Origin of the sequence: Pararhodobacter oceanensis (assembly GCF_003076755.1) — a bacterium.
Taxonomy (GTDB): domain Bacteria; phylum Pseudomonadota; class Alphaproteobacteria; order Rhodobacterales; family Rhodobacteraceae; genus Pararhodobacter; species Pararhodobacter oceanensis.
Genome location: NZ_QDKM01000002.1, coordinates 571,653 through 593,048, shown reverse-complemented (window position 1 = coordinate 593,048; position 21,396 = coordinate 571,653). Strand labels below are relative to the sequence as shown.

18 protein-coding genes are annotated in these 21,396 nt (G+C 61.8%); 6 read left to right on the top strand and 12 right to left on the bottom strand.

The features are described from left to right. Window positions 1–26 precede the first annotated feature (26 nt). Window positions 27–551, top strand: a complete 525-nt coding sequence (locus tag DDE20_RS07215; RefSeq protein ID WP_165814444.1) for a DUF4174 domain-containing protein — start codon at window positions 27–29, stop codon at window positions 549–551. Window positions 552–646: 95 nt separating this feature from the next. Here the strand turns inward: DDE20_RS07215 and DDE20_RS07210 are convergent, their stop codons facing one another. From DDE20_RS07210 to DDE20_RS07200, 4 genes are all read right to left on the bottom strand, one after another. Next, window positions 647–2,650 carry an acetyl-CoA carboxylase biotin carboxylase subunit gene (locus DDE20_RS07210; protein ID WP_116557770.1) on the bottom strand — a complete coding sequence of 668 codons (2,004 nt, stop codon included), beginning with the start codon at window positions 2,648–2,650 and terminating at the stop codon, window positions 647–649. A gap of 97 nt (window positions 2,651–2,747) precedes the next feature. After that, window positions 2,748–3,134, bottom strand: a complete 387-nt coding sequence (locus tag DDE20_RS07205; protein WP_116557769.1) for a hypothetical protein — start codon at window positions 3,132–3,134, stop codon at window positions 2,748–2,750. Window positions 3,135–3,236: 102 nt separating this feature from the next. Beyond that, entirely contained in the window at window positions 3,237–3,386 is a 150-nt protein-coding gene (locus tag DDE20_RS18975; RefSeq protein ID WP_165814443.1) for a hypothetical protein, read from the bottom strand. A 266-nt stretch (window positions 3,387–3,652) separates the two neighbouring features. Then, a complete protein-coding gene (locus DDE20_RS07200) occupies window positions 3,653–5,182 on the bottom strand; it encodes an acyl-CoA carboxylase subunit beta (RefSeq protein WP_116557768.1) in 1,530 nt (509 codons plus the stop codon). A gap of 217 nt (window positions 5,183–5,399) precedes the next feature. Here DDE20_RS07200 and DDE20_RS07195 point away from each other — a divergent pair, with 217 nt between their 5' ends. Both DDE20_RS07195 and DDE20_RS07190 read left to right on the top strand, forming a co-directional pair. Beyond that, window positions 5,400–6,608: a multidrug effflux MFS transporter gene (locus DDE20_RS07195; RefSeq protein ID WP_116557767.1), complete on the top strand. Its 1,209-nt coding sequence runs from the start codon at window positions 5,400–5,402 to the stop codon at window positions 6,606–6,608. Between the two features lie 63 nt (window positions 6,609–6,671). Beyond that, complete coding sequence (locus tag DDE20_RS07190) at window positions 6,672–8,075, top strand: helix-turn-helix domain-containing protein (RefSeq protein ID WP_116557766.1); 1,404 nt, start codon at window positions 6,672–6,674, stop codon at window positions 8,073–8,075. Between the two features lie 44 nt (window positions 8,076–8,119). Here DDE20_RS07190 and betA read toward each other — a convergent pair whose 3' ends face one another. The 3 genes from betA to betI all read right to left on the bottom strand — a co-directional run bounded on the left by betA (window position 8,120) and on the right by betI (window position 11,878). Then, window positions 8,120–9,772 carry a choline dehydrogenase gene (gene betA / locus DDE20_RS07185; RefSeq protein WP_116557765.1) on the bottom strand — a complete coding sequence of 551 codons (1,653 nt, stop codon included), beginning with the start codon at window positions 9,770–9,772 and terminating at the stop codon, window positions 8,120–8,122. A 71-nt stretch (window positions 9,773–9,843) separates the two neighbouring features. Beyond that, window positions 9,844–11,298: a betaine-aldehyde dehydrogenase gene (gene betB, locus DDE20_RS07180; protein ID WP_116557764.1), complete on the bottom strand. Its 1,455-nt coding sequence runs from the start codon at window positions 11,296–11,298 to the stop codon at window positions 9,844–9,846. A gap of 1 nt (window position 11,299) precedes the next feature. Further along, on the bottom strand, window positions 11,300–11,878 hold the full coding sequence (gene betI, locus DDE20_RS07175) for a choline-binding transcriptional repressor BetI (RefSeq protein WP_116557763.1): 579 nt from the start codon (window positions 11,876–11,878) through the stop codon (window positions 11,300–11,302). Window positions 11,879–11,994: 116 nt separating this feature from the next. On the opposite strand from betI, the gene choX reads away from it, so the two are divergent. Genes choX through choV form a run of 3 tightly spaced genes read left to right on the top strand, consistent with a single transcriptional unit; the run spans window position 11,995 to window position 14,981 of the window. Beyond that, on the top strand, window positions 11,995–12,921 hold the full coding sequence (gene choX / locus DDE20_RS07170) for a choline ABC transporter substrate-binding protein (RefSeq protein ID WP_240607875.1): 927 nt from the start codon (window positions 11,995–11,997) through the stop codon (window positions 12,919–12,921). A 54-nt stretch (window positions 12,922–12,975) separates the two neighbouring features. Then, complete coding sequence (gene choW / locus DDE20_RS07165; RefSeq protein ID WP_116557762.1) at window positions 12,976–13,827, top strand: choline ABC transporter permease subunit; 852 nt, start codon at window positions 12,976–12,978, stop codon at window positions 13,825–13,827. Next, window positions 13,824–14,981, top strand: coding sequence for a choline ABC transporter ATP-binding protein (choV, locus tag DDE20_RS07160; protein ID WP_116557761.1), 1,158 nt, complete (start codon window positions 13,824–13,826; stop codon window positions 14,979–14,981). Before choW ends, choV begins: the two co-directional genes overlap by 4 nt. A gap of 57 nt (window positions 14,982–15,038) precedes the next feature. On the opposite strand, the gene DDE20_RS07155 is transcribed toward choV, so the two are convergent. From DDE20_RS07155 to thrS, 5 genes are all read right to left on the bottom strand, one after another. Next, window positions 15,039–15,506 carry a CAP domain-containing protein gene (locus DDE20_RS07155; RefSeq protein WP_116557760.1) on the bottom strand — a complete coding sequence of 156 codons (468 nt, stop codon included), beginning with the start codon at window positions 15,504–15,506 and terminating at the stop codon, window positions 15,039–15,041. Further along, on the bottom strand, window positions 15,503–16,414 hold the full coding sequence (locus DDE20_RS07150; RefSeq protein ID WP_240607874.1) for a DMT family transporter: 912 nt from the start codon (window positions 16,412–16,414) through the stop codon (window positions 15,503–15,505). The genes DDE20_RS07155 and DDE20_RS07150 overlap by 4 nt, the downstream gene beginning before the upstream one ends. Before the next feature lie 48 nt (window positions 16,415–16,462). After that, the gene (locus DDE20_RS07145) at window positions 16,463–18,241 is read right to left on the bottom strand and encodes an SLC13 family permease (protein WP_116557759.1); all 1,779 of its coding nucleotides are present in this window, start codon (window positions 18,239–18,241) and stop codon (window positions 16,463–16,465) included. Window positions 18,242–18,431: 190 nt separating this feature from the next. Further along, entirely contained in the window at window positions 18,432–19,250 is an 819-nt protein-coding gene (locus DDE20_RS07140) for a TIGR00282 family metallophosphoesterase (protein WP_116557758.1), read from the bottom strand. Between the two features lie 98 nt (window positions 19,251–19,348). Next, window positions 19,349–21,295 (bottom strand): threonine--tRNA ligase, encoded by a 1,947-nt coding sequence (gene thrS / locus DDE20_RS07135; RefSeq protein WP_116557757.1) that lies wholly within the window; start codon window positions 21,293–21,295, stop codon window positions 19,349–19,351. Window positions 21,296–21,396 lie beyond the last annotated feature (101 nt).

The window sequence follows — 21,396 nt, the reverse complement described above, 5'->3', positions numbered from 1 at the left end:
CCTTAACAGAAGGAGAACCGTCGCCGATGAAGTTAAGCCTATTGGGTCTGGTGTTGATCGCCATTGCCTCCGCCCCTGTTGCCGCGCAATCCACCGATGCGCCGGTCGCTGACGTCATCCCCGAGGCGCTCACCGAGACTGGCGACGCGCCGGTTGCGGCTGAGACTGTGGCGGAACTCGAGACGCTGCTAATTGTCGATGCCAGCGAGGTTGATCCCGAGGACTTCCTCTGGGACCGCAGGATTGTCGCGGTGCTAGCCAATTCGCCGCGTGATCCGGCGTTTATCCGGCAGATGGAGGATATCCGCGCCCGCGCCGCGGATCTATTGGAGCGCGATGTCGTGGTGATTTTCGACGGCGACCGCAATTCCGGCTCATTGCTGCGCCAAAGGCTGCGGCCGCGCGGGTTCATGCTGGCGATCATCGAGAAAGACGGGCAGATCAAACAACGCCGTCCGGCCCCGCGTTCGGTGCGCGAGATCAGCTCGGCCATCGACCACTTCCCGCTCAGACAGCAAGAGATGCTCGAACGCCGCCCTGCGGGACGGTAACCGCCGCGTCCAAAGTGGGGGCTGCCGCCCCCGGTCGGCTGCGCCGCCCTCCCCCGCGAGTATTTCGGGCAAGATGAAGCAGCGGCGCGGCGCATTTATTCAAACTCCATGATCACATCATCAACCGCCATCGAGCCGCCCACCTCGGCGTTGATCGCTTTGACCACGCCCTTGCGTTCGGCGCGCAGGATGTTTTCCATCTTCATCGCTTCAACCGTGCAGAGCGCCTGCCCTTCGAAGACCTCGTCGCCCACATTCACCGCAAGGCTGACAATCAACCCGGGCATCGGGCAAAGCAGGAATTTCGAGGTGTCCGGCGGCAGTTTCTCGGGCATCAGGCGCGCGAGTTCGGCTTGCCGCGGACTGTAGACTTTAACCTTAATATCGGCGCCGCGCAGACGAATACGGTAGCCGCCCACCGCGCGCCCGACCTTGAGCACTAAGGCCGCGTCATCGACCAGCAAATGCGCCAAAGTCTGCCCCGGAACCCAATCGGATTCGACGCGCATCGAGGTGCCATCCGCAAAATCCACATGCGCCCCGCCACGGTCGGCGCGCACCGTCACCGGCACTTCTGCGCCCTGCAGGATCACTACCCAATCATCGCCGACCTTGCGCTCGTGATTGTCCATGCGCCCCGACACACGGGTGCGCCGGATTTCCGCCACACGGTTCATCGCCGCCACCGCCGCAACCACCCGCGAGATCATCGGATCAGGCAGGGTAACGCCTTCAAATCCTTCGGGGAATTCCTCTTCAATGAAGGCGGTGGTAATCTCGCCTGAGACGAATTTCGGATGGTCCATCACCGCCGCACAGAACGGCAGATTGTGGCCGATCCCTTCCACCTCGAAGGTGTCGAGCGCGATGCGCATCTCCTCAATCGACTCGGAGCGGGTCGGCGCCCAAGTGCAGAGTTTGGCAATCATCGGATCGTAATACATGCTGATCTCGCCGCCCTCATAGACGCCGGTGTCATTGCGCACGATACCACCCTCGGCGGTCGCCCCCTCAATGGGCGGACGGTAGCGGGTCAGACGGCCGATCGAGGGCAGGAAGTTACGGTAAGGATCCTCGGCATAGAGCCGGCTTTCCATCGCCCAGCCGTTAATCTTAATATCGTCTTGCTGGAACGGCAGCGCCTCGCCATTGGCCACGCGGATCATCTGCTCAACCAGATCAATGCCGGTGATCAATTCGGTGACCGGATGTTCCACCTGCAGACGGGTGTTCATCTCGAGGAAGTAGAAATTGCGCTGCCCGTCGACGATGAATTCCACCGTGCCGGCGCTGGTGTAGCCGACGGCTTTCGACAGCGCCACGGCCTGTTCGCCCATCGCCTTGCGGGTCGCTTCGTCAAGGAAGGGCGAAGGCGCCTCTTCGATGACCTTCTGGTTGCGGCGCTGGATCGAGCATTCGCGCTCATGCAGATAGACGCAATTGCCGTGCTTGTCGGCGAGCACCTGAATCTCGATATGGCGCGGCTGGGTGACAAATTTCTCGATGAAAATCCGGTCGTCACCAAAGCTGTTGGCGGCCTCATTCTTGGACGATTGAAAGCCTTCGCGCGCCTCGGCATCATTCCACGCAATGCGCATGCCCTTGCCGCCGCCGCCCGCCGAAGCCTTGATCATCACCGGATAGCCGACTTGGTTGCTGATCTTCACCGCCTCTTCGGCGTCTTCGATCAACCCCATATAGCCGGGCACGGTGCTGACGCCTGCTTCCTGCGCGATCTTCTTTGAGGTGATCTTGTCGCCCATCGACTCGATTGCCGAGCTCGGCGGGCCGATGAAGGCGACGCCCTCGGCCTCCAATGCCTCGGCGAACCTCATGTTTTCGCTGAGAAATCCATAGCCGGGATGGACCGCTTCGGCGCCGGTCTGGCGCACCGCCTCAAGGATTTTGTCGATCACAATATAGGACTGGTTGGCCGGCGGCGGGCCGATGTGAACCGCCTCATCCGCCATACGGACATGCAGCGCGTTGCGGTCGGCATCCGAGTAAACCGCCACCGTCTTGATGCCCATTTTCTGCGCCGATTTAATCACCCGACAGGCGATTTCCCCACGGTTGGCGATCAGGATCTTTTTGAACATTGTCACTCCCCCGGCCCGCTTTGGGCGCTGCAGTCAACGGATAGACGCGCTGGCGCAGCGGCCAGAGCAAATTGGAAATTCAGTCGTGATTGCAATATCATACCCCCTCGTCATCGTCCCAATCCACGGGGTCGGCATCGGGTGCGAAAATCTCGGGATAGCTGACCTGTGCGATTGGCAGATTGATCCGCAGCAGCGCCTCGTAGCTTTTGGGATCAAAGGGGCTCTCGGCGGCGATCACCTCGCGCTCGAACAGCCATGACAGGCGACCGGCATCCAGATTGCCGCGCTCGAATGGTTCTTCGCCGAAATACTCCCAAAGCGCGGCCATGAAACCGGCGTCGGCGCGTTTGTCAGCGGGGCGGCGGTCGGCATAACGCTTGCGCGAAATCAACGGCGTGGCGCCAGCCTTATTCGCGCGGCGGATGGTAAATTGGTAATCGGAACTGGGCAGACGCCCGGGAAAGCCGCGATGCTTAATCATGCCGCGCCTCCATGTTGAAGTTGCGGATAGATGATCGCAGACATGCGAACGGGCGAGGCCAGTGACAGCCCCGCCCGCCGCGCTACGCCAAATGGCGCTGGATCAGTTGTATTTGCTCGACACCGGCTCGACGTAAATCGGCTGCGGCGCGGGCTCGACCATGACGAATTCTTCTTGACGGCTCTGGTTACAGCCGGCCAGAACCGACAGGCCGAAAACAGCCGTGAGGGCTGCGATGGTGATCTTGGACATGCTAGTCTCCTGCTCTCTGCACGCCCCGGTCGCTGGGCTGTCCCAAAGCTCCGGATGCTCATTTTCACGCATACTTTACTGTATACGCCGAAAGCGACCATATCCGAATAAGGATGCTGATGCCAGTTTTTCTGTTCAAACATGGGGACTTGCAAGCCGTTCTGTTGCCGTGACGCACCAATGGGCGCAAAGGCGAGGTTCAAAAAATCAACATTTAGCGGATTGGTGCTGCCAACCCTCAGTTGCTTGTGGATAACCCCGTCCGGTCACAGCGGGATGTTGTCGTGTTTCTTCCACGGATTGGTCAGTTTCTTGTTGCGCAGGCTGGCGAAAGCACGGCACAGCCGCTGGCGTGTCGAGCGCGGCATGATCACCTCGTCGATAAAGCCTTTCTCGGCGGCAACGAAGGGATTCGCAAAGCGATCCTCATAGTCCTTGGTCCGCGCGGCGATCTTTTCAGCGTCGCCCAATTCGCTGCGATAGAGGATTTCAACCGCGCCCTTGGCCCCCATCACCGCGATCTGCGCGGTCGGCCAAGCATAGTTAAAATCGCCACGCAGATGCTTTGACGACATCACGTCATAGGCGCCGCCATAGGCTTTGCGGGTGATCAAAGTCACCTTCGGCACCGTCGCCTCACCGTAGGCAAACAACAGCTTCGCGCCGTGTTTGATCACCCCGCCGTATTCCTGCCCGGTGCCCGGCAGGAAGCCCGGAACATCGACCAGCGTCAGGATCGGGATCTCGAAGGCATCGCAGAACCGCACGAAGCGCGCGGCCTTGCGGCTGGCGTCGATATCAAGGCACCCGGCCAGCACCATCGGCTGGTTGGCAACCACACCGATGCTTTGCCCTTCAAGCCGGATGAAACCAATAACGATATTCTTGGCGAAATCTTCCTGAATTTCGTAGAAATCCCCCTCATCGGCGACCTTACGGATCAATTCCTTGATGTCATAAGGCGTGTTCACATTGTCAGGGATCAAGGTGTCGAGGCTGGGCTCGACGCGGTCGGAATGGTCAAAGAACGGACGCGTCGGCGCCTTCTCGCGGTTATTGAGTGGCAAAAGGTCGACCAGACGGCGCACCTCGATCAGTGCTTCGACGTCATTTTCAAACGCCCCATCCGCGACCGAGGATTTCTTGGTATGGGTGCTGGCGCCGCCCAATTCCTCGGCCGTGACGATCTCATTGGTGACGGTTTTCACCACATCGGGGCCGGTCACGAACATATAGGAGGAGTCGCGCACCATAAAAATAAAGTCGGTCATCGCCGGAGAATAGACCGCGCCGCCCGCGCAGGGCCCCATGATCACGCTGATCTGCGGCACCACGCCCGAGGCCATAATGTTGCGCTGAAACACCTCGGCATAGCCCGCCAGACTGGCGACACCCTCTTGGATGCGCGCTCCGCCCGAGTCGTTCAGCCCGATCACCGGCGCACCATTCTGGATCGCCATGTCCATGATTTTGCAAATCTTTTGCGCGTGGGTCTCGGAGAGTGAGCCGCCGAAGACGGTGAAATCCTGACTGAACACATAGACCATCCGGCCATTGATAGTGCCCCAGCCGGTGACCACACCGTCGCCCGAGGGCCGGTCGTCTTCCATCCCGAAATCGGTGCAGCGATGGGCGACAAACATGTCGAATTCTTCAAAAGACCCTTCATCAAGCAGCAGATCGATGCGTTCGCGCGCGGTCAGCTTGCCTTTGGCGTGCTGGGAGTCGATACGGCGCTGGCCACCGCCCAGTCGCGCAATCTCGCGTCGATCTTCCAACTCTTGCAGAATGTCCATTCTCGGGCCCTCCTCGGATTTCTCCGCAATCTACGGGCTCGGACCCGAAAGGAAAAGGAAAATTGAGCAGATTTGCAAACCATAGACCCACACCGCCCAGCAAATTGCAAATTTGCAAACTCGCGGCGCCACGACACCTGCCCGTTAACCGCTATAATGGCCGCAATACCGCTCGGCGCAACTGGACAGCCAGCGCGGCGCTCAATACACTTGTGAAATGAAAAAGCTCGCCACGCGGTTTCTCGACCGATCCACCCCGCCGCATATTATCACGCTGATCCTGATTTCAGGGGTGGCGGCGATGTCGATGAATGTATTTCTGCCCTCATTGCCGAATATGGCGCTGTATTTCGACGCGGATTACCGGCTCATCCAATTGTCGATTTCGCTCTATCTGGCGTTCAGCGCGGGGTTGCAATTGGTCATCGGCCCGATCTCGGACCGCTATGGCAGGCGCAATATCTTGCTAATCTCGATCGGGATTTTCATCATCGCCAGCGCCGGAACCTTGATCGCGCCAACAGCGGAAATATTCCTTATTTTCCGCATGTTACAGGCGGCGATCCTCACCGCGCTGGCACTGAGCCGCGCCATCATCCGCGATATGGTCGAAGAGGCCCATGCCGCCTCGATGATCGGCTATGTCACGCTGGGCACCTCGATTGTGCCGATGCTGGGGCCGGTTTTAGGCGGCATCTTGGACGAGGTTTTCGGCTGGAAAGCGACCTTTCTCTTGCTGATGGTTCTGGGTGTCGCGGTGATGGCGCTGACTTGGGCCGATTTGGGCGAAACCACGGTGAACCGCCCGACCAGCATGCGCGACCAGATCCGCGACTACCCCGAATTGCTGACCTCGCCGCGGTTTTGGGGCTATGTGATGACCACCGCCTGCGCCTCGGGCACGTTCTTCGCCTATCTCGGCGGCGCGCCTTTTATCGGCACCGAGATTTACGGCCTCTCGCCCAGCAAATTAGGCATGTTTTTTGGCGTCACCGGCGCGGGCTACGGGCTGGGGAACTTCTTTTCCGGCCGGTTTTCAACACGTGTCGGCACCATCCGCATGATCAATATGGGCAATCTGGTCATGGCGGTCGGGATCTCGCTGCAGACCATCGCCTGGTATCTGGATCTTGGTGCGGCCGGCTTCTTTCTGCCCTTCGTGCTGCTGGGCGTCGGCAACGGCATGCTGCTGCCCAATTCCAACGCCGGTATGCTCTCGGTGCGTCCGCATCTGGCGGGCACCGCCTCGGGGCTGGGCGGTGCGTTCATGATCGGCGGTGGCGCGGCGCTTTCGGCACTGGCAGGCGCGGTGCTAACGCCCGAGACCGGGTCTTGGCCGCTGTTGGTGATCATGGGGTTGTCGCTGCTCGGATCGTTCATCTCGATGCAGGTGGTGATGCGGCGCAACAGGCGTTTGGGCCTCTGACACGGGCTTGGCAATCGGAGTTTGCAAATATACCCTGAGAGAGTTGCAAACTCGGGGAATGCGATGGCCATTCAAAAACTCTATGCCGGTGCCAAACTGCGCGAAATCCGCACGCGGTTGCAACTGACGCAGAAGGAATTCGCAGCCCGAATGGGCGTATCGCTGCCCTATCTCAATCAGATGGAAAACAACAATCGGCCGGTTTCGACCGCGGTCGTGTTGGCGCTGGCCCGCGAGTTCGGCACCGATGTGACCGAGCTCTCCACCGGCGACAGCGAGCGCATGGTCTCCGATCTGCGCGAGGCGCTGGCCGATCCGGTATTCCCCACGCCCACCCCCTCGGCGGCAGACCTGCGGCTGGTGGCCTCGAACGCGCCGGGCGTGGCGCGGGCGCTTTTGGCGTTGCATCACGCCTACCGGCAGACCCATGAACGGCTGGCCTCGCTGGATGAGGCTTTGGGCCATGAAGACCGCAGCCTGCGCGCCTCACCATGGGAGGAGGTGCGCGACTTTTTCCACTATTGCGACAACTATATCGACGCGGTCGATCACGCCGCCGAGAATTTCGCCCGCGGCCCTGAAAGCATTGACGCGCGGGCGGAAAAAGCCCTTGAGCGGCGCGGCATCAACTTGCAGTTTTCCGATGATCCGCTGCTCAGACGTTATGATCCGCAGCGCCGGACCCTCACTTTATCAACAAAAGCCTCGAATTCGTCACGCCGCTTTCAACTGCTGCATCAACTGGCATTGCTGACCCAGAATGAGCTCTTGGATGCGACTTTGGACCTTGCGCGGTTCCAATCCGACGAGGCCCGCGCCATCGCTAAAATCGGGCTGGCGAATTACTTCGCCGGTGCCGCGATGCTTCCTTACCGCGAGTTTCTGGCCGCCGCGCGCGAGACCCGCCATGATCTGGAGATGCTCGCCGACCAGTTCGGCGCCTCGATCGAGCAGGTCGCGCACCGGCTGTCGACCCTGCAACGCCCGGGTGCCAAGGGCGTGCCGTTCTTTTTCGTCCGCGTCGATCAGGCGGGCACGATCACCAAGCGCCATTCTGCCACGCGGTTGCAATTCGCCCGCTATGGCGGCTCTTGCCCGCTGTGGAATGTGCATCAGGCCTTCGAGGTTCCGGGGCGGTTTTTGCGGCAATTGGCCGAGACGCCGGACGGGGTGCGCTATTTCTGCCTGTCGCGCGATGTGTCGAAACTTGGCGGTTCGTTCCGCGCGCCGGTGCGGCGCTATGCGATCTCGCTGGGCTGCGAGATACGCCATGCCGGCGCACTGACCTATGCCGATGATATGGATCTGAGCAATCCGCAAGCCTTTGAACCGATTGGCATATCCTGCCGGATCTGCGCGCGGCCGAACTGCCATCAACGCTCGGTGCCGCCGCTGGAACACAGCCTGACCATCGACTTCGACCGGCGCGGGATATTGCCCTACCGGATCGACGCGCCGCCACAGTAAGAGCGGCGCGTGTGGATTTGCAAAGTGCGATTTTGCAATTACCCCTAGCGCTGCGAGACCTGCCAGTTCGGGTTGATCCATGGCTCCAGATTCGATGGCGCCAGCGGCGTGCGGCCAAGGATATGATCTGCCATTTTCTCGCCGACCAGAATTGACGGCCCGTTTAGATTGCCATTGGTGATACGCGGGAAAATCGAGCTATCGGCCACCCGCAGCCCCTCGACCCCGATCACCTGCCCGTGGCTGTCGACCACCGCCTGCGGGTCATCGCGCCGCCCCATCCGCGCGGTGCCACAGGGGTGATAGGCGCTCTCGACATGCTCGCGAATGAAATCATCAAGCGCCGCGTCATCGGCCACCGCTGCGCCGGGCTGGATTTCGTGCTTGATATGCTGCGCCATCGCCGGTTGTTCCATGATCTCGCGGGTCAGGCGGATCGCGGCGCGGAATTCGGCCCAGTCATCGGGATGCGACATATAGTTAAAGCGGATTTCTGGCGCGGCACTCGGATCGGCGGATTTGAGCCGCACGGTGCCGCGTGATTTCGAGCGCATCGGGCCGACATGGGCCTGAAACCCGTGCCCCTCGGCCGAGGCTTGTCCGTCATAACGCACCGCGATGGGCAGGAAATGATACTGGATATCGGGATAGTCGATGCCCGCCGCCGAACGGATGAAACCGCAGCTTTCAAACTGGTTGGTCGCCCCCGGTCCGGTGCCGGTCAGCAGCCAGCGCGCGCCGACATAGGCCTTGCCCCAGAGGTTCCAATATTTGAACAGCGAGATCGGCTCTTTGGTGGCGTATTGCAGGTAGAGTTCCAGATGGTCTTGCAGATTGCCGCCGACACCGGGGCGGTCCGCAATCACCTCGATCCCGTGTTCGGCCAGATGCGCCGCCGGGCCAATACCCGAGAGCATCAAGAGCTTCGGCGTGTTGATCGAGGAAGCCGCGAGGATCACTTCCGCATTCGCCATCACCCGCTTGCCGTCCGCCAATTCGACGCCGCGGGCGCGTCCGTTTTCAATGATCACCCGCGCTGCCAAGCCACGCAAAAGTTTGACCTTTTTGGACTTCAACGCGGGGCGCAGATAGGCTTTGGCCGCCGACCAGCGCTCGCCTTTATGGACCGTGGCCTCCATCGCGCCAAAGCCCTCTTGCTGCTCGCCGTTATAGTCGCGGGTCAGCGGATAACCCGCCTGCCCGCCCGCCTCGATAAAGGCGTCAAACAGAATATTCTCGCGCTTGCCGCGGCTGATGTGCAGCGGGCCATCGGTGCCGCGCCATGAGGTATCGGTGCCCGCATCCTGCGCGCCGTGCCAATGCTCGAGCCGTTTGAAATAGGGCAGCACATCGGCATAGGACCAGCCGTCGGCGCCCTGTTCGGCCCAATGGTCATAGTCGCGCGCATGGCCGCGGACATAGACCATGCCGTTGATGCTGGACGAGCCGCCGATCACCTTGCCGCGCGGGGTGGCGAGGCGGCGGTTGTCCAGATGTGGTTCGGGTTCGGTCTGCATCCCCCAGTCATAGCGCGCCATATTCATCGGATAGGACAGCGCGCCGGGCATCTGGATGAACGGCCCCGCGTCCGAGCCGCCGTATTCCACCACGACAACGGTTTTCCCAGACTCGGCGAGACGGTAAGCCACCGCCGAGCCGCCCGAGCCGGCGCCAACAATCACATAATCCGCGTTCATAATTGCGCAGCCGGAGTTCCGGCCCCCTGAGTTAATACGGTTTGTCTTAAAACGGCGTTAAAATTCACGCCTCAATAGGGCGAATCGACCGGAGCGGTGCCGACATAGATCGATTTGACCTGCGTGTAATATTCGACCGCCGCGTGGCCGTTTTCGCGCCCCACACCGGAGAGTTTGGACCCGCCAAAGGGCGCCTCAACGGGCGTCAGATTATAGGCGTTGATCCAGCAGGTGCCGGCCTCAAACGCCGCCGCAACACGGTGGGCGCGCGCCAGATCGGCGGTGAAGACGCCCGCGGCGAGGCCAAATTCGGTGGCATTGGCGCGGGCGATCACCTCGGCCTCACTCTCGAATTCCAGCACCGCCATCACCGGGCCGAACACCTCTTCGCGGGCGATGGTCATCTCGTCGGTGACACCCGCAAACACCGTCGGTTGCACATAGTTGCCGGGGCGGTTCAGCCGTGCGCCGCCGGTGATCAGGGTCGCGCCTTCCTGCAAACCAAGCTCAATATAGCCCATGACTTTCTCAAGATGCTCAGAGGTGATCAGCGGGCCGAATTGTGTTTCTTCCTCAAGCGGTTCGCCGATGACGATCGCCTCGGTGCGGGCTTTGAGCCGCTCGAGAAACTGCGGCATCAGGCCCTTTTGCACGAACACCCGCGTGCCGTTGGAGCAGATCTGGCCGGAGGAATAGAAGTTGCCCAGCATCGCCGCGCCGACCGCATCCTCAACGCTGGCATCGTCAAAGATCACCAAAGGCGATTTGCCGCCCAATTCCATGGTCACATGGCGGATGCCCTCGGCGGCGGCGGCGTAGACCTTGCGGCCAGTGGGCACCGAGCCGGTCAGGCTGACCTTGGCCACGCGCTTATCGGTGACCAGCGAAGCGCCGACCGCGCCGCGCCCCTGCACCACGTTGAACAAGCCCGCAGGTGCCCCCGCTTCGATTAGGATTTCCGCAACCTTTAGCGCGCATAATGGGGTCACTTCGGAGGGTTTGAAGACCATCGCATTGCCGAAGGCCAAGGCGGGCGCGGCCTTCCAGCAGGCTATCTGCGTGGGGTAATTCCATGCGCCGATGCCGACGCAAACGCCCAAGGGCTCGCGGGTGGTATAGACGAAATCCCCGCCCCCCACCGGCACGGTCTGGCCGGTGACGGTGGCGGCGAAACCGGCGAAATACTCGAGCGCTTCGGCGCCGGAGGAGGCATCGGCGACCAAGGTTTCCTGTAGGGGTTTGCCGGTGTCGAGGGTTTCCAGCTCCGAGAGTTCGGCGTTGCGCGCGCGGATGATCTCGGCGGCTTTGTGGAGCACGCGGCCGCGTTCCACCGGACGCAGCGCCGCCCATGCCACCTGCGCACGAGCCGCAGCGGCCAGCGCTTTGTCGATCAGCGCGGGCGTGGCCTCGTGCAAACGGGCGATCTGCGTGCCATCGGCGGCATAGATACAGTCAATCGGCGCGCCCGAGGTATCCTCGATATACGCGCCGTCGATGAAATGGCTGGCTTGGGGTTGCGCGCGCATGTCAGCGGTCCTTTAGGGCTAGGGTCAGATAGGTGTCGATATCGGCGGCGGCGCGGGGGCCATCCAGCGTGTCGGGGCCAAGCACCGCGTGCAGATAGGCGCCGTCAATCATCGCCGCGATGGAGCGCGCGATCTCGTCATGGCGCCCGCCCGCAATCGGCCGCAGCGCATGGCGCAGGTTCGCGTGCATTCGCCGCTGGTAAACGCTGAGCAACCGCCGCGCCTGCGGACGGGTCTGCGCCAATACATAGAAATTCAACCAAGCCGAGATCACCTCGCGCCGGAAATTCGCCGGTGTGAAGGAGGCGCGGATGATCGCCCGCACGCGGTCCTCGGGGCCATTGGCGGTGGTCAGCGCCCCGCGCACTTCGGCGCCGTAAACCGTCAATACATGGCGCATCGCCGAGAGAAACAGCGACTCTTTCGAGCCGAAATAATGATGCGCCAAGGCCGAGGACATGCCTGCGCGTTTGGCGATTCGGCTGACCGTCACCTCAAGGCTTCCGACATCGCCGATTTCGGCAATTGTGGCCTTGATCAGCGAGGCGCGTCGTATAGGTTCAATGCCAATCTTGGGCATGATCGGCTCCTTTTTTGCGGTGCAGATGGGATCGATTCACTCAAATCGGTTGATTATTAGGTAGTCGATCGTTTATTGACTCGTCAATCAACAAAAACTGCCAACAGGAGACGACTATGAAAATGACCAGTTTTTTCGCCACCACAACGGCTCTCACCCTGCTTGCCGCACCGGCTTTTGCCGATTGCGGCACGGTGCGATTCTCGGATGTGGGCTGGACCGACATCACCGCGACCACCGCCACCGCCAGCACGGTTCTGGAGGCTTTGGGCTATAATACCGAGGTGCTCGTGCTCTCGGTGCCGGTGACCTACACCTCGATGGCCTCGGGCGATATCGACGTGTTTCTGGGCAACTGGATGCCGACGATGGAGGCCGATATCGCGCCCTACCGCGAGGCCGGCACCGTCGACACCGTGCGCCGCAACCTCGCCGGCGCCAAATACACGCTGGCCACCAATGCGGCAGGCGCGGCGCTGGGGATCACCAGTTTCGCCGATATCGCCGCCCATGCCGAGGCGCTCGACAGCAGCATCTACGGCATCGAGCCGGGCAATGACGGCAACCGCCTGATCCTTGATATGATCGAGGCCGACGCCTTTGATCTTGAGGGTTTCACCGTGGTGGAAAGCTCGGAACAGGGGATGCTGGCGCAGGTGCAGCGCTCGGACCGGCGCGACCAGCCGGTGGTCTTTCTGGGCTGGGAGCCGCACCCGATGAACGCCAATTTCGAGATGACCTATCTCGCCGAGGGTGACGATTGGTTCGGCCCCGATTTCGGCGGCGCCGAGGTCTATACCAACACCCGCGCGGGCTATGTCGCGGAATGTCCTAACGTGGGCCAATTGCTCAACAATATGGAGTTCACGCTGGCGCTGGAAAACGAGATCATGGGCGCGATCCTCAACGACGGCACCGATCCGAATGCCGCCGCCGCTGCATGGCTGGCCGAGAACACCGATGTGTTGGGCCCGTGGCTGGAGGGTGTGACCACCCTTGATGGTGGCGACGCAATGGCAGCCGTCACCGCCGCCCTGAACTGATAATACCAGCCCGGCCCCTCTCGGGCCGGGCTTTTTCAAACGACCGGAACCCGCATGACCGATCCCGTTACCGACGCCATCACCGGGGCGAAAATCCCTGTGGGGCGGTTCATTGCCGACCGCTTCACATGGGTGCAAGACAATTTCTGGCAGGCGTTTGATGCGCTTGAAGTGGGCCTGAGCACGGCGATTGAAAGCCTGCAAGCCGCGCTGAGCTATCCGCCGCCCTTGGTGCTGATCGCGATATTCGCGGCGATCACATGGCTGTTGCAACGCCGCCTGATCTCGGTGGTGATTGTCGCTGTCTGCGCGCTTTTCGCGCTGAACCAAGGCTATTGGGAGCCGACGATCCAGACCCTGACGCTGGTGCTCGGCTCGTGCTTCGTCTGTATGGCGATTGGCGTGCCCTTGGGCATTTTCTCGGCCCATCATCCGAAATTCTACCGCTGGTTGACGCCGGTGCTGGACCTGATGCAGACCCTGCCGACCTTTGTCTATCTGATCCCGGTGCTGGTGCTCTTTGGCCTTGGCATGGTGCCCGGGCTGGTGGCGACGGTGATCTTTGCCATGCCCGCCGCGATCCGCCTGACCGAGCTGGGCATCCGCAGCACCCCGACCGCACTAACCGAGGCCGCGACGGCCTTTGGTGCCAGCAATATGCAGCGGATTTTCAAGGTCGAACTGCCCTTTGCCTTTCCGCAGATCATGGCCGGATTGAACCAGACGATCATGCTGTCGCTGTCGATGGTGGTGATCGCCGGATTGGTCGGCGCACCGGGATTGGGCGTGCCGGTGGTGCGCGCGCTGAACACGGTGAACGCGGCTTTGGGCTTTGAATCCGGCGTGGTGATTGTCGCCGTGGCAATCATGTTGGACCGCATGTTGCGCGTGGAGGCAAAACAATGAGCGACACCGCAAAGACCGATGCCAAAACCGGCACAGAAGCCACCGCAGTGACCGAACACCAGACCGGAGATGCGCCCGAAACCGCGGCGCATGACCACCCCGCCGTGTCGTTTCGCAATGTCTCGATTGTCTTTGGCGAGAACCCCTATAAGGCGTTGCCCTTGATGGAGACCGGCCAGTCGCGCGCCGATATCCAGAAGGAAACCGGACAGGTGCTTGGCGTGCATGATTGCTCGCTGGATGTCGCCCATGGCGAGATTCTGGTGCTGATGGGCCTCTCGGGCTCGGGCAAATCGACGCTGTTGCGGGCGGTTAACGGGCTCAATCCGATCGTGCAGGGCGATGTGCTGGTCGATACCGGCAGCGCCGAGATGCAGAGCGTGCCGAAAGCCAACCGCAAGCAATTGTGCGACCTGCGCACCCGCCATGTGGCGATGGTGTTCCAGCAATTCGGCCTGCTGCCATGGCGCACAGTGCGCGACAATGTCGGGCTCGGGCTGGAGCTTTCGGGCGTGCGCAAGAAAGAGCGCAATCGCCGTGTTGACGTGCAGCTCGATCTGGTCGGCTTGCGGCAATGGGCGGGCCGCAATGTCGGCGAATTGTCGGGCGGTATGCAGCAGCGTGTCGGGCTGGCGCGGGCCTTTGCCACCGAGGCGCCGATCCTGTTGATGGACGAGCCGTTCAGCGCCCTTGATCCGCTGATCCGCACCCGCCTGCAAGACGAGCTATTGGACCTTCAAGCCCGCCTGAAACGCACGATCATCTTTGTCAGCCATGACCTTGATGAAGCGTTCAAACTGGGCAACCGGATCGCGATACTCGAGGGCGGGCGCATCATCCAATGCGGCACGCCAGCCGAGATCTACACCAATCCGGCGAATGACTATGTGGCCGAATTTGTCGCCCATATGAACCCTTTGGGCGTGTTACGCGCGCGCGATGCGATGATCCCCGCGCCGCGTCCCGCGCCGACCGGCATCACCCTGCCCGCCACGACGCCCTTGGCCGATGCCATGCGGCAACTCTCTGATGCCAAAGACAAATTGATGCTGACCGAGGGCGGGCATGTTGTTGGCATGTTAACCAATGCCTCGGCGGTGGCGGCGCTGGTCGCCAAACGCGGTGATGAGAGTAGCGAAGCGACGCTAACCTGATCAAAGCGCCGGAACGCGAGGGCGGCGCGCCAATGCGGCGGGTCTGCCCCGCGCCGCTTAATCCTCTTGCGGGGCGGCGAGGATCATCGACCAATGCAGCCGCCCGTTCTGCCCCATCGCGGCGCCGAAACCGGCCTCGGTCGCGCGGCGGTCCAAGAGATTGGCGCGGTGCGCGGGCGACTCCATCCAGCCCTGCGTGACCGTGGTCGCGCCCAGATGCCCGTCGGCCAGATTTTCCGCGGCCATCGCATAGGGGTAATCCTCACGCCGCAAGCGCCGCCCGAGACCCGCGAACCAACTGCCGCGGTGGCTCAGGCTCTGGCGTTCGGCCACGCGGCAGGCCTGGGTCTGCGCCGCCGCCTCGAGCCGCAGGTCACGACGCAGCGGCGCGGCCCCCGCCGCCTCACGCTCGATATTGGTCAGTGCCAGAAGTTCGGCGCGCAATGTAACCAGACTGTTCGGCACCTCACAGGCGGCAACCGGCGCGGCAAGACAGACCAAGAGCGCCGCCAGCCGTCCGATCATATCATCACCTCGCGCGCCTCGGCGAGTTTCACCTGATGCTCGCGCAGCGCAATAAACACCACCGCCAGCACGATCAAGGCGCCCCCCGCGACCACCCAAAGGTCGACCGGCTCGGCAAACAGCAATGCGCCCAGTGATACCGCCCAGACCAGTTGCAGCGCGGTCACCGGCTGGGTGACGGTGATCGGCGCCGCGGCAAAAGCGAAGGTCATGCAGTAATGCCCCGCCGTCGCGAACCCCGCGATCATCAGCAACCACAGCAATTCAGCGCCGCTGACCGGCACCCAGACCGCGAATGCAAAGGGCGCCAACCCGATGGTCACGGTGATCGAGAGCATCGTCACCACCATCGTCGGCGAAGCATCGCGCGAAGTGCGTTTGGCCATCATGTAAGAGAGCGCGAAAAATATCGAGGTGAAGAGCATCGCGATATGCCCGTCGTTCAACTCACGCAGGCCGGGCCGCAGGATCACCATCGCACCGATGATCGCCACCGCCACTGCCGCCAGCCGCCGCATCCGCAAGCGTTCGCCCAGAAACACCGCCGCGCCGATGCTGATGAACACCGGGCTCATATAGCCCATCGCCGAAACCTCGGCCAAAGGAATGCGGGTCATCGCATAGAACCACAGGATCACGCCGAAAGTATGCATCAATCCGCGCAGGCCAAAGAACCCCCAGACGCGCAGCGATGGGCGCTCGTTGCGCACCACAAAGAGCATCGGCAGCACGAATATCAGACCGAGGAAATAGCGCAGAAACGCCGATTGCGCCGCCGGAATACCCGAGCCCATATGTTTGACGCCCGCGGTCAGCCCGACAAACAACAGGCCCGCGACCACCATCCAGATGACACCGATCACCGGGCGTTGGTCGGCGGCAATGGCTTGGGTATTTAACGCGTTCATAAACTCAATATCTGCCGATACGGGCGTCGATTGGCAAGGGGAAATCCGCTATAATGGCCAGATCAGCGGCACAATCGTGGTCACCGTCAGCGCCATCAATATGTTCAGCGGGATGCCGACTTTGAGGAAATCCTTGAACAAATAGCCCCCCGGCCCGTAGACCAGCGTGTTGGTCTGATAGCCGATTGGCGTGGCAAAAGCCGCCGAGGCCGCGAACATCACCGCCACCACCAAAGGCCGCGCATCGACGCCCATGGTCTCGGCCAGCCCGATGGCCACCGGCGTGATGATCACCGCCACCGCGTTATTCGACACCAGTTCGGTCAGCACCCCGGCCAGCAGATAGACCGCAAGGATCAACGCCCAATCCGGCAGGGTTTGCAAGGTCGGCGTCATCCAGCCGACCAACAACGTTACCGCGCCCGAATGCTGCAAGCCCGCGCCGACGATTAACATGCCAAAGATCAGCGCCAGCAGGCGGCCCTCGATGAACTCGAAGGCCTCATCGGCATCAATGCAGCGGGTCAAGAGCACCACCACCACGCCGATCAGCGCCAGCACATGGATCGGCGCCACATTCAGCGCCGCCAAGCCGACGACCCCCGCCAGAACCGCGATCACAATCGGCACTTGGCTGCGGCGAAAAGCACGTTCCGAGGGCTGGCTGACATCGACCAGATCCATATCCGTGGCCAGCCGCCGGATGTCATCCATCGCGCCCTCAATGAGCAGCGTATCGCCGACCTGCACCACCAGATCATCCAGCTTGCGCCCGATATTCTCGGACCGCCGGTGCACCGCCAGCGGATAGACCCCGTAACGCCGCCGCAACCGCAATTGGCCTAGTGAGCGCCCGACCATCCGGCAACCCGGGGTGATCAGCACCTCCACGGTCGAGGTTTGCACCGAGGAGATCTGCTCGACCCAGCGCACCTCGGGATTGGATTGCAGCCCGAGGATTTCCGACATTTTGGTGCGCAAAACCACCCGGTCACCAGCTTGCAGCACCACCTCATCAAGCGCGCGACGCAGCGATTCATCGACCCGCAACACATCAATGACGCGCGCCCCGCCGCGGCGGAAATCCTCGACCTCATTGGGTTTCTGCCCAATCAGTGCCGACCCCTCGGGCAGCACCACCTCGGTAAAGAATTTCATCGGCGCGCGGTCGCCCAAGAGCGCCGCCATCGAGTCGCGCTCGGGCAAAAGCCAGCGCCCGATCAGCGCCAGATAGAGCACCCCGACCACCGAGACCGACAGACCGACCAGCGTGATCTCGAAAATGCCAAAGGGTGCCAGCCCCGAGGCCTGCGCCACCCCGTCAACCAACAGATTGGTCGAAGTGCCGACCAGCGTGATCGTGCCGCCAAAGATCGAGAAATAGCTGAGTGGAATCAACAGCTTGGAGGGGGCGACCTGCAAGGTCCGCGCCAGTTGCATGAAGATCGGGATCATCACCACGACAATCGGCGTGTTGTTGACGAAGGCCGAGAGCGCCAGCACCGTCAGGGTCAGGGTGATCAGAGTCATTTTCGGGCGCAATTGCCCGTGGCTGACCGCCAGTTGCGAGAGGAACTCCAGCCCGCCGGTGCGCACCAAAGCGCCGACGATCAGGAACATCGCGGCAATCGTCCAGGGCGCGGGATTGGCAAACACCGCCAGCGCATTGGCTTCGGGCACGATGCCCAAGACCAGCATCAGCGCCGCCCCCGAGAGCGCCACCACCTCGACCGGATAGCGCTCGCGGATGAACATCACCAGCATCGCGCCGACAATCAACAGCGCCAGCACCGGCGCCCAGCCTGCCGGCAAAACAAGCCCGCTCATTTGCGTTCCCTTTGGCGCAGCACAAATCCGGGCCGCGCCGCTTTGAGCCCCGTTGAAGACTGATTAACCCGCATCTGCCCTGCCCATAGAATCGCTCTTTGGCTCAGGATATACCAAAGCCGCGCGCCAATCACCGGCGTCGCCACAAGCAGCGGTGCCGCCCGCCTCCAGCCCTGCAACAGCATCGCCCTCAGGCCACCGGCCCCGATTGTGCCAGCCGCCCGCCTTGGCGCACCGCCTCGATGCGCAGCGTCTTGCCGGTCTTGTCGTCGGTCTCGATGAACACGCCCGACAGGGTCACCGCACCGCGCGCAGGCTCGAAGCGCGCTTTCGGCATGCCGGTGATAAACCGCTGCATCGGCTCGTCTTTTTGCATGCCGATGACACTATCATAGTCGCCGCACATGCCCGCATCGGTCAGATATCCCGCGCCGCCATTGAGGATCATCGCATCGCCGGTGGGCACATGAGTATGAGTGCCGACCACCAGACTGGCGCGCCCGTCGCACCAATGGCCCATGGCCATTTTCTCACTGGTCGCCTCGCAATGCACATCGACCAATGTCGCCTGCACCCGCGCGCCCAGAGGATTGTTGCGCAGGACCGGCTCGATGGCGCTGAACGGATCGTCATAGGGGCGTTTCATAAACACCTGCCCCAGAACCTGCGCCACCAGAACCTTGCGACCATCCTTGGCGGTGAACACCCGCGCCCCCTGCCCCGGCGCCACCTTCGAGAAGTTCAAGGGCCGGATAATCCGCTGTTCCTGATCGATATGGCCGATCATCGACTTCTGGTCAAAGGCGTGATCACCCAGCGTCACACAGTCCGCGCCCGCCGCAAGGATGCCCGCCGCATGGTCAGGGCTCAGCCCCATGCCCGAGGTTGCATTCTCGCCGTTGACCACGACGAAATCCAACCCCCAGTCGCGGCGCATCGCCGGCAGCCGCTCGGTGATCGCGGCGCGGCCCGCACGGCCCATCACATCGCCCAGAAACAGAATTCGCATGATCGGTCCTTCCTGCTCCCCCAGCCACTTTTTGCCCTAAATATCCTGGGGGGTGAATTTGCAAAGCAAAGAGGGGGGCAAAGCCCCCCTTTTCACGGTCAGCGCAAGTCGGGCGGTGTGGCCTCGATGCGCAGCTCTTCGATCAACTCGGCGAGCGGTTGTGTCTGGGTCCGGTTGTCACCCAAACGGCGCACCGAAACCGTGCCATCCGCCACTTCGCGCGCGCCCACCGCCAGAATCACCGGAATTTTGGCCAATGAGTGCTCGCGCACCTTATAGTTGATCTTCTCGTTGCGGATATCGGCTTTTGCGCGCAGCCCCGCCGCCTGCAAGGCCGCGACGGTCTCATAGACGTAATCATCCGCATCCGAGACAATCGAGGCCACGACGACCTGCTGCGGCGCCAGCCAGAGCGGCAGCTTACCGGCATGGCTTTCAATCAGAATGCCGATGAACCGTTCAAAAGACCCCAGCGTCGCACGGTGCAGCATCACCGGCCGGTGCTTGCCGCCATCAGCGCCGATATAGGTCGCATCGAGGCTCTCGGGCAGCACGAAATCCACCTGCAGCGTGCCGCATTGCCAGTCGCGGCCAATCGCATCGGTCAGCACAAACTCCAGCTTCGGCCCGTAAAACGCGCCCTCACCCGGATTGAGCGTATACTCGCAACCCGCCGCCTTCGTGGCATTGGCCAGTGCTGTCTCGGCGCGGTCCCAGACCGCATCCTCACCGGCACGCTGTTCGGGCCGGTCCGAGAATTTGATGGTGAAATTCTCAAAGCCGAGATCCGCATAGATATTGCGCAGGAACTCGATAAACCGCTCGGTTTCCGCCTCGATCTGGTCTTCGGTGCAGAAAATATGCGCGTCATCTTGGGTAAAGCCGCGCACCCGCATGATCCCGTGCAGCGCGCCCGAGGGCTCATAGCGGTTGCACGAGCCGAATTCCGCCATCCGCAGCGGCAGATCGCGGTAGCTTTTCAGCCCGACGTTATAGATCTGCACATGACAGGGGCAGTTCATCGGCTTGAGCGCATTGACGGTCTTTTCGCGGGCGTGTTCCTCATCGACTTCGACGATGAACATATGCTCTTGGTAGTTCTCCCAATGGCCGGATCGCTCCCAAAGCACGCGGTTGACCACCTGCGGCGTGTTGACCTCGACATAGCCGCCCTTGGTCTGCTGGCGGCGCATATAGTCCTGCAACTGCGTGTAGATCGTCCAGCCGTTGGGATGCCAGAAAATCTGCCCCGGCGCCTCTTCTTGCATATGGAACAGGTCCATCTCGCGGCCGAGCTTGCGGTGGTCGCGTTTCGCGGCTTCCTCGAGCATCAGCAGATGCGCCTTGAGCGCCTTACGGTCCTTGAACGCAACGCCGTAAATCCGCTGCAGCATCGGGCGTGAGCTGTCGCCGCGCCAATAGGCGCCCGCAACCTTCATCAGTTTGAAGCCATCGGCGGGCAATTGGCCGGTGTGCTGCAAATGTGGGCCACGGCAGAGGTCTTGCCAGTCGCCATGCCAATACATCCGCAGAGGCTCGTCACCGGGGATCGAATTGATCAATTCGACCTTATAAGGCTCGTTATTGCCCTCATAGAAGGCCACCGCGCGCTCACGCTCCCAAATTTCGGTTCTAACCGGATCGCGGCGGTTGATGATCTCTTTCATCTTCGCCTCGATCACGCCCAGATCCTCGGGCGTAAACGGCTCTTCGCGGTCGAAATCGTAATACCAGCCGTCCTTGATCACCGGCCCGATGGTGACTTTTACATCCGGCCAGATCTCTTGCACCGCCCGCGCCATCACATGCGCGAAATCGTGCCGGATCAGCTCCAGCGCCGCATCGTCATCCTTGAGCGTGTTGATCGCGATCTTCGCATCCGCGGTGATCGGCCAGGCCAGATCATAATGCGCGCCGTCCAGTTGCGCCGAGATCGCGGCTTTGGCCAGCGACGGAGCAATGGATTGTGCGACTTCGCTGGCGGTAATCCCCGAAGGATACTCGCGAAGACTGCCGTCAGGGAATGTAAGGGAAATCTGGCTCATTGGCCGTCCTCCTCGTCGTTTTGGCGCCCACGGAACGCCCGGTTGCGGGTTATGATGCTGGGTATTTGCGCCGCGCCGCCGGACTTGTCAATTCCCCGAGC